Annotated in this window: 1 protein-coding gene; it reads left to right on the forward strand. The window is 70.1% G+C overall.

The genetic code is table 11. From position 1 onward, the window contains the following. Positions 1 to 82: 82 nt before the first annotated feature. Complete coding sequence (locus F3J10_RS00430) at positions 83 to 15343, forward strand: filamentous hemagglutinin N-terminal domain-containing protein (protein ID WP_240155289.1); 15261 nt, start codon at positions 83 to 85, stop codon at positions 15341 to 15343. Positions 15344 to 15354: the final 11 nt, after the last annotated feature.

The raw sequence follows: 15354 nt of genomic DNA on the forward strand, positions 1-15354 counted from the left end.
AACACGCCGTCGAACGCGCGATCCGGGCAAACCGGCCGGCCGCCGGTATCGAATCGAACCTCACGCACGACAGAACAACAGCATGAACCACGCGTCGACCCGACATGCCCTGCGCCAGCTCGCGCAACGCGCCGCCTTGCGTCGCGAGCCGGGCCTGCGCCCGGAAACGATGCCGTCCTGGCTCGACGCGAGCCATGCGTCGGCGCGGCCCTATCGCTTCTGGCAACGCGCGGTGGCGGCGGTGCTCGCGTGGGTGAGCTTCGTTGGTCCCCTGTCGGTGACGATCGAGCAGGGCCGCGAGGCGGCCGGCGTGATCGCGGCGGGCAAGCCGTCGGCCGGCGGCGTGGCCGGGCAAGTGCTGGCCGACCTGCTCGCGTTGCGCCTGCGGCTCGCGATGACGGCGGCCCAGGCCGCGCCGATCACCGATCCGACCGCGCCGATCCGCTTCCAGCCCGGCGTGACGCAAAGCACGGGCCTGGGCGGCGGCGTGCCGGTGGTCAACATCACGGCGCCCAACGCGGCCGGCATCTCGCTGAACCAGTACCAGTCCTTCAATATCGATCCGGTCGGGCTGATCCTCAACAACAGCCTGATGTCGGGCACCTCGCTGACGGGCGGCGACGTGCGCGCCAACCCGAATCTCGCCGGCCGCGCGGCCAGCGTGATCGTCAACCAGGTCAGCTCGACCGGCAGCGCCTACGCGAGCCTGCTGAACGGGCCGCTCGAGGTGTTCGGCGCGCCAGCCGCGGTGGTGATCGCCAACCCGAACGGCATCACCACGCGCGGCACCGGCTTCACCAATACCATCGGCGTCACGCTGTCGACCGGCACGCCGCAGTTCCTCGGCGAGCTGGGGGGCGCGCGCAGCGGCTTCGACGAGGCGCGAGCGATCGGCTACGACGTGCGCGGCGGCCACCTGCAGATCGAGGGCAATGCCGGCGTGAACGGCCCCGGTGCCGGCATCGAGGGCACGGTCGGCACCATTGACCTGATCGGCGAGACGATCGGCGTGAACGCGCCGCTTTATGCCGGCACGCGCATCAACGTGATCGCCGGGCGCCAGTTCGTGCTGCCGAGCACGGCGAGCGCGCAGGGTACCGCCTACGCAACCTCGGCGAACGGCGCCGACAACACTCGCGAGGCGATCGGCGCGGCCAACGGACGGGCCATCGACGCGACCGCCTTCGGCGCCATGACGGCCGGCCAGATCCAGGTGATCAGCACCGCCGCGGGAATGGGCGTGCGTGCCGATGCGCAACTCGCGGCCAATGCGGGCGACCTGAGCCTGTCCTCGAACGGCGATCTCTCGCTGGCGGGCACCGCGGCACAGCAGCAGGTGACGATCCAGGCCAACGGCGACGTGGCGATGACGGGTGCGCATCTCGGCGTGGGCGACTACACGCTGCAGGCCGGCGGCAACGTCAGCTCGCTCGGCGCCATCCAGGCGGGTGGCCGCCTCGCGGTCGCGGCCGGCGGCAAGGTCGCGCTGGCCGATGCGCAATCGAACGGCGACATGACGATCGCGGGCGACGGCGGGGTCCGGCTCGGCGACGCGCAAAGCGGCACGAGCCTGAAAGCCGTGGCCAGCCATGACGACGGCGATGTCGAGATCGACGGCACGGTGGCGACCGCCCAGGGCGTGAGCCTGCAGGCGGGCCGCGATGTCGCGATCAATGGGCAGGTCGGCACCGGCACCCTGCAGGCGACCGCGCAACGCTCGATCGGCGTGGGCGGCACCGTGCAGACCTCGGGCACGATGGACTTGTCCGCCGCCACGGGCGACGCCACCATCGGCGGCACCCTGGCCGGCGGCGACACGCTGACGATAAGGGCGGGCCACGACATCGTGTCGTCCGGCAAGCTGCAGGGCAGTCGCGATATCGCGCTGCAGGCGGGGAACAGCGCGCGGATCGGCGACGTCCAGGCGAGCGGCGTGCTCGGCGCGAGCGCGCTGGGGCAGGCCGGCGGCGGCGACCTGAGCCTGGACGGCAACGCCCAGGTGGTCGGCGCCGCGAACCTGGCGGCAGCGCGCGACGTATCGGTCACGGGCAGCTTGAATGGCGGCTCGACGCTGGCGCTGGACGCGCAACGCGACGTGAACGTGGGCGCGAGCGGCACGGTGCAGGCCGTGAGCGATCTGTCGATCACGGCGCACACGGGCAACGTGGATTCGCAAGGCACGCTGACCGGCGCGACCACGCTGACGGTCAAGGGCGGCCAGGACGTGATGCTGACCGGCACGACGGGCGCGATCGGCGACACGCGATTGAGCGCGGGGCGTGACCTGACGATCGGCGGCACGCTGGCCGGTCACGGCCTTGGCCTGCTGGATGCCGGCCGCGACGCGACGCTGGGCGGCAGCACCGGCTACCTGAAGGACCTGACGGTCACCACGGGCGGCGATTTGTCGGTGACGGGCTCGGCGCTGGGCAACGCGGTGACCTTGAGCAGCGGCGGGAGCATGACGCTGAACGACGTGCAGTCGAACGGCATGCTGAGCGCGACGGCGAACGGGGGCGCGCTGACGGTCAATGGCACGGTGACCTCGCTGGCTGATGCGCAAGCCAAGTCGAGCGGCGACCTGGTCGTGAACGGCACGCTGCAGAGCAGCGGCAAGCTCGACGCGACCAGCGGCGGCAGCCTGTCGATCGGCGGCAGCGTCAATACCTTGTCCTCGGCCGCCTTGACGGCCGCACGCGATATCGCGATCGGCGGCACCCTGCAGGCATCCGACGCGCTGACCTTGACCGGCGGCGGCGATCTGTCGGTGGCCGGCACGCTCAACGCGCTGTCCTCCGCGCAACTGGTCGCCGGCGGCAAGGCCGGCGTGAGCGGCCTGGTGCAGAGCGCCGGTCCGCTGAGCCTGTCGAGCGGCGCCGATTCCTCGATCGGCGGACGCCTGAGCGCGACCGGCGATCTCGCGCTGAGCAACCTCGCGGGTTCGCTCGCGAGCACGGGCACGATCGAAGCGGGCGGCGACCTGCGCATCGACGCGGCGAAGAACGTCGATCTCGGCACGCTGTCGACCACCGCGCAGCACGACATGAGGATCCAGGCCGGCGGCGATCTGGTCGCCAACGGCACGGTGATCGCGCAGGGCAAGGGCACGCTGGATGCCGGCGGCACCTTGGGCGGCGCCGCCACGCTCGGCTTCGGCGGGGCCGCCGTGCTGAATTCGGTCGGCGACATGGCGCTGACCGGCTCGCTGCGCGGCGACACGGTGCAGGTCGGCTCGCAGGCGTCGGCCTCGCTGCACGACGTGCAGGCGGTCTCGACGCTGTCGATCACGGCGGCGCGGCAACTGGACACCACCGGCAGCGTGGTCGGCAATGCCGCCACGCGCCTGCAGGCCGGCGGCGATCTTGCCGTGCGCGGCACGATCGAGTCGTCGAAGGACCTGACGCTGGCGGCCGGCCGGCGCATCGCGTCGACGGGCTCGCTGGCGACCAACCAGGACCTGCATGTGCAGGCCGGCGACAGCGCGCGGATCGGCGATGCGCGGGTCGGCGGCGCGCTCGACGCGAGCGCGGCGGGGCAGGCGGGTGGCGGCGACCTGAGTTTCGACGGCAATACGCAAGTGGCCGGCGCCGCGAACCTGGCGGCGGCTCGCGATATTGCCGTGACGGGCAGCTTGAGCGGCGGCTCGACGCTGACGCTGGACGCGCAACGCGACGTGAACGTGGGCGCGAGCGGCACGGTGCAGGCCGCGAGCGATCTATCGATCACGGCGCACACGGGCAACGTGGATTCGCAAGGCACGCTGACCGGCGCGACCACGCTGACGCTCAAGGGCGGCCAGGACGTGGCGCTGACCGGCACGACGGGCGCGATCGGCGACACGCGACTGAGCGCGGGGCGTGACCTGACGATCGGCGGCACGCTGGCCGGTCACGGCCTTGGCCTGCTGGATGCCGGTCGCGACGCGACGCTGGGCGGCAGCACCGGCTACCTGAAGGACCTGACGATCACCACGGGCGGCGATTTGTCGGTGACGGGCTCGGCGCTGGGCAACGCGGTGACCTTGAGCAGCGGCGGGAGCATGACGCTGAACGACGTGCAGTCGAACGGCATGCTGAGCGCGACGGCGAACGGGGGCGCGCTGACGGTCAATGGCACGGTGACCTCGCTGGCTGATGCGCAAGCCAAGTCGAGCGGCGACCTGGTCGTGAACGGCACGCTGCAGAGCAGCGGCAAGCTCGATGCGACCAGCGGCGGGGCATTGTCGGTGCCGGGCACGATCACGGCGCTGTCGTCGGCGGCACTCGTATCGACTCAGGACACGAAAGTAGCCGGCCTGGTGCAGAGCACGGGCCCGCTGGCGGTGACGAGCGGTGCCGATACCGCCATCGAGGGCAAGCTCGCCTCGGCGGGCGACATCGTCCTGCATGAAACCACGGGTTCGCTCACCAGCACGGGCACGATCGAAGCGGGCGGCGACCTGCGCATCGACGCGGCGAAGAATGTCGATCTCGGCACCTCGTCGACTACCGCGCAGCACGACATGACGATCCAGGCCGGCGGCGACCTGGCCGCCAACGGCACGGTGATCGCGCAGGGCAAGGGCAGCCTGGATGCAGGTGGAACGCTCGGCAGCGCGGGCTCGCTCGCATTCGGCGCGGCGGCCGATTTGAACTCGGGAGGCGACACGGCGCTGACCGGCTCGCTGCGCGGCGATACGGTGCGCGTGCAATCGAACGGCTCGGCATCGGTGAACGACGTGCTGGCCGCCTCGACGCTGTCGATCACGGCGGCGAACCGCCTCGCGACGAACGGCGCGCTGCGCGTCGGCGCGTCCGCCACGCTGCAGGCGGGCGGCGATCTCGAGCTGCGCGGCGATCTGCAGACGGCCGGCGACGCCTCGCTGCAGTCCGCGACGGGACAGGTGGCCGCGAGCGGCGCGATCGCCAGCAACGGCGCGCTGACGATCGGCGCCGGCACCGACATCGTGCTGGCCGGCCCGACCGGCGCGGCGCTCGGCATGACGCTCGACGCCGCGCGCGACGTCGCGGCCAGCGGCGCGCTGACCGTGCTCGCCAACGATCTGCGCATCACCGCCGGCAACAGCGCGAGCCTGGCCGACGTGCAGGCGGCGGGCGCCTTCCACCTCGTCGCCGGCGGGCAGGCCGGCGGCGGCGACGCCAGCTTGTCCGGCACCGCTGCCATCGTCGGTGCGACCGATATCCAGGCGGCTCGCGACGTGATCGTCGCCGGCACCCTGGCGGGCGGCGGCGACGGCACGAGCGGGGACCACGCGCCGACGCGGGTACAGGCCGGCCGCGACGTGCGCGTGGATGGCATGCTCGGCAGCGGCGACGTGTTGACGGTGGCGGCCGGGCGCGATATCGCGGTCGGTGGCAAGGGGCAACTGCAATCGACCACCGACATGGGCCTGTCGGCCATCGGCGGCTCCGTCCTGTCGAGCGGCACCATCGCGAGCGAACGCGATCTCACGGTCGGCGCGGCGCAGGATATCGCCCTGGCCGGCACGTCCAGCGCCAAGGGCAATACGAGCCTTTCCAGCGGGCGCGACCTGGCGATCGACGGCAGCCTGGTCGGCAACGGCTCGGCCAGGCTGAGCGCGGGGCAGGATCTGAGGCTTGGCGGCGCCAGCGGTTTCGCCGGCGACGTCGACGCGCAAGGCGGCCGCGACCTCGCCGTGACGGGCGCATTGCAAGGCCAGGCCGTCACGCTGACGGCCGCTCGCAACGTGGATCTGCATGACGTGCAGGCCGGCGCCGCGCTGGTCGCGAATGCGAAGGGCGGCGCGCTCACGCTGGGCGGCACGGTGGCCGCCCTCGGCACGAGCACCTTGCAAGCCGGTACCGCCTTGTCGATTGCCGGTCAATTGCAGGGCGCCGGCGAGGTGGCGCTCAGCAGCCTCGGCGGCGCGTCGATCGACGGCACCGTCAAGGCGGGCGCGGGCGCCACCGTGCAGGCTGCCGGCGATCTCTCCCTGGCGGGCACGCTACAGACGGCCGGCGACGCGAATCTTTCGGCCGGCGGCAAGCTGGGCCTGAGCGGCATCGTCGATGCCGGCGCGAAGGCCGGGCTGCATGCGGCGCAGGATCTCTCGATCGCCGGCACGCTCGGTGCGGGCGGCGCGCTCGATCTGCGCAGCGACGGCAAGGCGAGCATCGACGGGATCGTCACCACCACGGCCGACGGCACGCTCGGCGCGGCCGGGGACATCGACGTGCGCGGCACCGTGCAGGCCGGCGGCGCGCTCACGGTGACGGGCGGCGCGAACACCACGCTCGGCGGCACGCTGGTGTCGGCCGGCGATCTTGCGCTCGGCAACGCGAACGGCGCATTCGGCAGCACCGGCACCCTGCAATCGGGCGGCAAGCTGTCGATCGACGCGGCGAAGACGATCGATCTCGGCAACGGCCGCACCACCGCGCTGGGCGACCTCCTGGTGACGGCGGGGCAGGACCTGCACGCGAACGGCACCGTGATCGCGCAGCATGCCGGCACGCTCGATGCGGGCGGCGCGCTGGTGGCCGGCGGCACGATCGCGATCGGCGATGCCGCCACGCTGCGTTCGGGCGGCGACATGCAACTCGCCGGCGCGGTGCAAGGCGCCAGCGTGAACGCCATGGCAGGCGGCAATGCCGTGCTGCACGACATGACGGCGGCCAGTGCCATCGACGTCGCTGTGGCCGGCCAGTTGAACACCACCGGCACGCTGGCCAGCAACGGCACGCTGGCGCTGCATGCGGGCCAGGACCTGCATCAGGACGGCACGCTGCAGTCGCAGGGCGACATGCTGCTCGAGTCACGCGGCGGCAGCCTGGCCTCGAGCGGCACGATCGGCGGCAATGGCGCGCTGGCGCTGCGTGCCGCCGGCGATATCGGGCTCGGCGGTACCGCGGCGGCGGCGCTGGCGACCACCCTGGCGGCGGGGCACGACCTGGCTGTCACCGGCGCCTTGACCACGCACGGCACGCTCGATGCGTCCGCCGGCAACGACCTGTCGATCGCTGGCAGCGCTGCGGCGGCCGGCGATACGCGGCTCGATGCGAAGCACGATCTGAACGTGGCCGGCACGCTCGGCGGCGATGGAAGCGGCACGCTCAATGCCGGCAACGATCTCGGCGGGGCGGGCACCGTGTCGTTCGCGAAGGCGACCACGCTGTCGGCCGGGCGCGACATCGCGCAGGGCGGCCTGATCCAGGGCGATACGGTGGCGGTGACGGCGGCCGGCAACGCGGCGGTGGCGAATGTGCAGGCGAACGGCGCGCTGAGCCTGAAGGCCGCCGGCACCAACGGCGCCGGCGATCTCGCGATCGACGGTACCGCGGCGGCGGGTGGCGCGATTCTGGCCAACGCCGCGCACGACGTGGCGGTCGCCGGCAAGCTGCAAGGCGGCTCGACGGTCGATATCGCGGCGAACCACGGCGTGACGATCGGCGGTGCCGTGCAGTCGGCATCGGCGATGTCGATCGTCGCGCAGCAGGGCGACCTGGCGGCGACGGGCGGCATCAACAGCGGGGGCGCGCTGGCGCTGAACGTCGGGCAGGACCTGTCGCTCGGGGCGACCACCAGCGCCGTCGGCGATCTGACGCTGACGGCCGGCCGCGACGCGCGGCTCGGCAGCGGCCTGCTGATCGGCGATGCGAACGGCAAGCTGCAGGCGGGCCGCGATCTGGTCGGCGGCGGCACGCAGTCGTTCGTGCAGGGCGCGCTCGACGCGAACGCGCAACGGCAGCTCGCGTTCGGGGGGACCACCCAGGCGCAATCGGTTCGCGTGCAGGCCGGCAACGATGCATCGCTCAACGACGTGGTGTCGGCGACGACGCTCGACGTCCAGGCGCAAGGCGCGCTGGGCGGCGGCGATGTCACGCTGCTCGGTAAGGTCGGCGCGGCCGGCGCCGTCACCGTCGACGCCGCGCGCGATGTGTTGCTGAGCGGCACGCTGAACAACGGCGGCACGCAAAGCCTGAGCGCGCAGCGCGATGTCACGGTCAGCGGCGGAACGCAGTCCGCCGGCGACATGAGCCTGGCCGCGGCGGGCGGCAGTGTCGCCGTGAGCGGCAGCGCGGCCTCGGGCGGCGCGCTCGGCCTGAAGTCGGCCCTCGATACCAGCCTGGCGGGTACCGTCACGGCGGCGGGCGCGATCGAGGTGGATGCCGGGCGGGACCTCGTGCTCGGCGGCACGCTGGCAGGCCAGAAGGAGGGCCGGCTCGATGCCGGCCACGATATCGGCGGCGCGGGTTCGACCGCGTTCGCCGGCGCGGCGACGCTCGGCGCCGGGCACGACGTGGCGCTTGGCGGCCCGTTGCAGGGCGCGAGCCTCGCCGTGACCGGTGCCAACAGCGTGACGCTGGCTGGCGCACAGGCGCTCACGGGCGCGCTGGCGGTGACGGCGAACGGCACGGCCGGCGGCGGCGACGTGAATCTGACGGGCCCGGTGACGGCGCTCGGCGCCTTGTCGGTGCAGGCGGCTCGCGACGCGGTGTTGCAGGGCGCGGTCAATACCGGCGACGCGGCGACGATCACCGCCGCGCGCGATCTCTCGGTCGGTGATGTGAATGCGGCCGGCGCCTTGTCCTTGACCGCCACCAGCGGCAGCTTGCAGGCAGGCGACCTGACGACCCAGCATGAGCTCGCCGCGAGCGCGGGCCGCGCGCTGAGCGTGACGGGCAAGGTGCTGGCCGGTGGCGACGCGACGCTCGACGCGGGCGGCGATCTCACGCTGGCGGGCGACATCGCTGCACAGAACGCCGGGACGCTGAACGCCGGCGGCACGCTGTCGGCGGCGGCGGTGGCCTTCGGCAAGCAGGCATCGTTGAACGCAGCGGGCGACCTCAAACTGAGCGGGCCGCTGAGCTCGAACGGCGATATCGCGGCAACTGCCGGCGGCGACCTGACGCTCGGCGCCGTGCAGTCCGGCGGCGCCATCGCGTTGCGGGCGCAGGGCACGGCCGGCAACGGCGATGTGAATGTCGGCGGGGCCCTGAGCTCGGGCGGTGCGATCCGGATCGATGCCGCGCGCGATGTCGGTCTGGCGGGCGCCGTCGCCAGCGGTGCCGCACTGAATGTCGATGCCGCGCGCAATGTCGCGCTGCACGACTCGGTCGCCTCCAACGGCGACATGACGCTGAACGCGGCCAGCGGCGCGCTGATCGCCGATCGCGCGCTGACCTCGGTCGGCAACCTGACGGCGACGGCCGGCTCGACGTTGACGCTCGCGCAGGGCGCGCTCGTCAACGGCAATACCGCGCTGTCCGCCGCCGGCGATCTCTCGCTCGGCGGTGCCTTGCTCGGGCTCGGCTCGGCCACGCTTCACGCCGGCGGTTCGCTGAGCGGCGCGGCGCTGAGCATTGCCAAGGACCTGGGCGTCGACGCCGGCAACGGCCTGACGCTCGGCGAGATCCAGAGCGGCGGACGCTTCACCGCAAGCTCGGGCGGCGATCTCTCGCTGGGCGCGACGACGTCGGTCGGCGATGCCTCGCTGAGCTCGCGCGCGGGCAGCATCGCCGTGACGGGGGCGCTGAGCTCGGGCGGCACGGCACAGCTCGATGCGGCGCGCGACGTCGCCGTGACGGGCGGTGTGGCGGCAAGTGGTGCGATCGACATCAACGCCCGCGGCGGCGACGCCACGATCGGCGGCCTGACCTCGAATGCGGGGGCCACGGTACAAGCGGCCAATCGCGTCGCCCTGAGCGGCACCAGCGTGACGGTGGGCGACCTGAGCCTGTCGGGCGGCGATCTCGCCGTGACCGGCAACCTCAGTTCGTCGGGCAACCTGAAGCTCGATGCGCAGCGCTCGATCGATACCTCGGGTGCGCAGTTGGTGGCCTCGCACGACGTGCACCTGGCCGGCCAGCAGGTGAGCATGGGCGGCGTGCTGGCCGGCGGCGCGCTCGACGCGCGGGCGGCCGACCAGTTGAAGCTGAGCGGCGGGACCGTCGGCGTGGTGGGCACGGCGACGCTTTCCGCCGGCAATGCGCTCGCCAATGCCGCCAGCGTGCTGGCGGGTGGCGGCTTGTCGGTTTCGGCCGCCCAGGTGACGAACGCGGCCAACGCCTCGCTGGCCTCGACGGGCGCCACCACCATCACCGCGACCAACTTCACGAATGCGGGGCTGGTGAACGGCACCACCACCCAGGTCAGCGTCGCCCAATGGCTGGTCAATGCCGGTGGTGCGCTGATGGGCGTCAACGGGCTGACGGTCGATACCGGCACGCTCGACAACCGCAACGGCGTGCTGTTCGCCGGTAACGCGAACGATGCGACGGGGCAGTCGGGCGACCTGTCGCTGACGGTTCACGGCAGCAACGGCGCGCTGAACAATACCGGCGGGCAACTGCTCGCGCAGCGCAACCTCGGGATCGATGTCTCGAACATGAGCTTCGACCCCACCCAGGGGACCATCAACCAGCGTGGCGGGCTGTGGATCACGGCTGGCTGGATCAATGTCGGCGGGACCTGGAACTACGGCGGCCAGAGCGTGACGCTCAACGGGCTGAACGGCATCACCAATACCGGCACCATGACCGGCACGGCGGCGCTGACGCTGTCGGCGGGCGGCTCGTTCCAGAACTACGGGCAGGTGTCGGGCTCGGACGTCACCCTCAACGGCACGCTGGCCAATTACGCGGGCGCGGTATTCCACGCCGACAACGTGCTGACGCTGAACGGCGATACCTACAATCGCGGCACGGTCGAGGCGGGCAATGCGCTGAACGTCACGGGCTGGACCTACGACAACCAGGGGGCGACCACGCAGTCGCGCGGCAACGCGAGCTTCAATCTCGGCGGCGGCACGCTGCAGAACACCGGTGGCTCGATCTTCGTCGGCAACAACCTGACGATCAACGCGGGCACGGTGGTCAACGACCAGACCGCGCCGGGCGCGGCCGTCACGACCACCACCACGACGGTGGATCCGAACCTGCTGTGGTCGGGGGCGATCGGGACGTCGACGGTCAACTGGTGGTATTGGTCCGGCGGCGATCACAACTTCAATTACATCCATTCATCGCAGCACACCGCCTTGCTCGGCGACATTCTTTCGCCGACGGGCGTGGCAGCCGGATTCACCGCCCCGCCTTACCTGTTCTGCGGAAGCGGGTGCGGGATCGCGCCTTCGCAGCCGATCGCCGGCTCCGGCACCGTGACCTTCTACAAGTACGGGACCGCCCAGCTCGACGGTTCCGAGCAGTTCTGGATGGTCGACAACGGGAGCAACGGGTTGGGACGTCAATCCGTGACCCTGAGCTTGCCGACAGCGACGGTCACGACCACTACGCAGCAACTCGGCACCTCGGGCGTGATTTCGGCGGGCAATGGGATCTCCCTGACGGCCGGCAACCTGTCGAATCGCGGCGGGAAGATCGCGGCGCAGGGCGACGTCCAACTGAATGTGCAGAGCCTCAGTAACGGCGCCGTCGCGCCGACCCTGACCAACCAGACCGTCACGGCGATCGATCCGGGACAGTACGCGGCGTTTCTTGGGCAACTCAAGGCGCTCGGCATGATCGTGGCCACCACCAAGCCGGTTGGCGGCCGTACGCAGTTCTGTTTCAGCCCGACCGATTGCCCGACCGATTCCGAGCTCACGCAAACCTTCACCATCAACACCGGGAGCGCCGCGCCGATCGCCTACGGCACCACCTCGATGGCCTCGGCCACCGGCATGGTGGCGGCCGGCGGCAACCTGAGCCTGATCGGCGGCAATCTCGTCAACGCCGGCCTGCTCTACGCGGGCCGCGACGTGCAGATCGGCGCGCAGAGCTTCTCGAACCAGGGCGGCAACCAGCAGAACTTCTCGGGGCAGGTCGGTTGCGCCTCGGGCGTGCCGAACTCGGCTTGCGGCAACGCCGGCCAGCCGCGCGGCAACAATCCGGTCACCGGCAGCTTCAGCTACAACCAGAGCGACGCGACCATCTACGCCGGCCACGACCTGGTGGTGGCGGCTGGCAACATCGACAACACCTACGGCAACCTGCTGGCCGGGCACGACATCGCGCTCGGCGGAGTCGGCACGACCGCCGGCTCGACGACGCCGGCGCAAAGCCTCAACAACACCTCGGGCAACATCGTCGCCGGCAACGACATCAAGCTGAACGTGTCGGGCGCGATCACCAACAACCTGCCGCCGCCGGTTCCGGTCCACGAGAACTACGGCAAGCAGGAGCAGTACGCCGGCTGCATGACGGCGGGCGGCTACAAGGAGAGCTATTGCGAGGCCTATGTCGACCAGCAGTCGGGCAGCTCGTCGGTCATCAGCGCGGGCAACAAGCTCGACATCAATGCCGGCTCGCTGACCAATATCGGTAGCCTGATCGCGGCCGGCAACGCGGCCTCGATCGTCGTGTCGGGGCCGGTCGTCAACCAGGCGCAAACGCTCAATGCCTACTGGCACTCGCACTGGGTCCAGGAAACGGGCATGTTCAGCAAGGACAAGCGCCACGATATCTGGGCTTGCGGCACGCCCGAGCAGTGCCAGGCGCTGTATGGCAGCGCTTATACGAGCACCGGCGGGCAGATCGATCCGCCGACGCCGGTCGGCAACATCGCCGCGACCATCCAGGCGCCCAACCTGTCGATCGTCTCGAACGGGCAGATCCAGAACGTCGGCAACGTGATCGGCACCTCGGTGTCGCTGAGCGGGCAGAAGCTGATCAACGGCATTACGCAACCGAACGTGTACACGCCGTCGGTGAGCGCGCCGCAACGCGTGATCACGCTGAGCCCGTCCACGCTGCCGGGGCTGAACCTGTCGATTCCGCGCACGGTCGGCACCGGCACCTTGCCGACGCCGGTGCCCGGCAAGGCCGTTTATGTCGACGATTCGCTCGGCAACTCGGCGATCGGTTCGCTCGGCGCGCAGGACCTGCTCGACAACCTGCCGGCGAGCCTGAAATCCGGGCCGGCGGTGTTCTACTACAACCCGCAGGAGGAGAACCTGCTGCTGCAGCAGGCGGCCCTGCAGCAGACCGGCAAGGCCAGCTTCGTCGACGGGCTCAGCTACGACAGCACCAGCGGCGTGTCGGTGGTCGAGCAGGAGAAGGCCTACCTGTACCAGAACGCGATCGACTACGCGAAGCAGAACGACCTGCAGCTCGGGCAGGCGCTGACGCAGTCGCAGGTCGATCAACTGGATCGGCCGATGCTGTGGTACGTCGAGCAAACCTTCCCCGACCCGGCCTGCACGGCGACGGGAACGGGCCAATGCCCGACGATCACGGCGCTGATGCCTCAGGTTTACCTGCCGAAGGATGTCGGCGCGATGTCGGCGGGCGGCAATATCGTCGGCAAGGACGTGACGCTGAGCTTCAACCAGGACGGCCACGGCAGTGTGCTGAACACCGGCAGCATCACCGCCTCGGGCACGCTCTCTGTCGATACGCAGACGCTGACGAACCAGGCCAACCAGGTCAACGTCGGCGAGATCTGGCAAAAGGTGGACGGCGGTTATGTGAAGACCACCGGCACGACGGTTCAGCCGGGCGGCTTCATGAGCGCCGCCAACATGGATCTGAACGTCGAGGCGCTGAACCAGATCGGCGGCGCGCTGAAGCAGCTCAATCCGGACGGCACGGTGGATGCGGTGGGCACGCAGGCGCTGCTGGCTTCGTTGCAGCAGCAACTGGGCGGCAACTTCACGCAGCAGACGCTGACCGATCAGTTGCATACCGACTTCGTGAAGGAAGGCGGAGCGTTCGGGATGGACCAGCTCGGCATGCTGGTGGTGGCCGTGGTGGCGTCGATCATGACGTATGGCGCGGCTTCGGCGGCGATTGGATCCCTGGCCACGACGGGCAGCACGTTCGTGGCGGCGGCTGGCTCCGCGAGCGCCGGCTTGGGCAATGTGGTGTTGTCGTCGGCTATCGCCGGGATTGCGTCGAGTGCTGCCGGGCAGCTGGTCGGCACCGGCAAGCTGAATTTGGGTAGTGCGTTCGAGGCCGGCGCCATTGCGGCGATCACGGCCGGGTTGATGAACGGCATCACGTATAGCGCCCAGAGTGGTCTCGGTTTCACGACGCAACCTGTTACCGCCGGTGCGGGAACTCAGACGCTCGCCAATCTGGCTGGCGTGAAGCCGGTGGTCGGCACGGTCACCAACCAGGCGACCACGGCGGTGACGGTCGACCTGGGCACGCGCGGGCTGGCAATGCTGGCTGGCGGGGTGATCGATGCGGGAGTGGGGACGGCGATTCAGGGCGGCAGTTTCCTCGATGCGCTGAAGGGCTCGCTGGTGAGCGAGGTGTCGGCCGCGGGCGCGAATGCGATCGGGGATGCGGGGAGTGTTTCGGGATCGCTGGTCGAGGCGGGGACGCCTGGGTATTGGCTCGCGCATGCGGCCTTGGGGTGTGCGAGTTCGGCGGCGATGGGGACGGGGTGCGCGGGTGGGGCGATTGGTGGGGCCGTGAGCTCGGCGTTCTCGCCTGACATCGTGAATGCGATGGACCCGAATGGCGCGCCGTTAACAACGGGCCAGCAAGCCGCACTAGGTGGGATTTCAACTTTGCTGGGCGCGTTGGCTGCCGGACTGGCTGGTCAGAATGCCTCGGCGGGGGCAACGGCCGCACAGAACGAGGCGCTGAATAATGCCGGCCTGCATCCAGGGCAGGGTGGCGTGCTGAGTACCGTTGCCAATGCGGTGTATTCGCTGATGCCGTGGTTGCCGGGTAACCCGGCGGCGCAGGCCGTGGGGCAGCTTGCCGGTTCTACCTTCGACGGGCTGATGGCGCAGATCAAAGCCAACTACGGTGGGCAGACGCCGCAGGCGAATGCCGATCCGCTGGTTCAGGCGAACGACGGCAATCCTCCTGCGGCTGGTGGGGCGATGATTCCGCCGGTGGAAGCTTGTGCTCCAGGTGGCCCTTGTGTGGTGATCGCAGGTCCTCCGGTGGTGTCCGCAGGAGTCTCAACTGGTGCGCCGAGCAATGCTACGCTGTCGAGCGGCAACAGCGATGGCGGTTCAGACAAGGGCGCGAGTGTCGGTGATGCTACAAATACGGCGGTTAGTCGGGGAGACCTCGACACCCTTGTTGCGAATGGTGTGAAATTCACCCCACAGAATGTTGTCGCAACTGGAAAAACGTCGAGTGGCAAAGTTGTGTTTCTGGAAACGGGTAGTTCCAGTGCAGGCTTGCAACACATTATCGAAGAACACGGTGGGGAATTTGCGAACATGGGCGTGTCGCCAGCACAAATCCCTGAGGTTGTAATGAAAGCTGTAACGGAAGGAAATATCGTTGGTTACCAAGGTTCAGGAACTGGACGGCCCATTTATGAAGTGGCAGTGAATGGTCAGCGACAACGGATTGCAGTTACAGTCGGCAGCAATGGGTTTATCGTTGGTGCGAATCCGCGAGGGAGTGTGAAATGAGAAAGTTAAAG

The organism is Burkholderia sp. Cy-637, assembly GCF_011753175.1.
Taxonomy (GTDB): domain Bacteria; phylum Pseudomonadota; class Gammaproteobacteria; order Burkholderiales; family Burkholderiaceae; genus Burkholderia; species Burkholderia gladioli.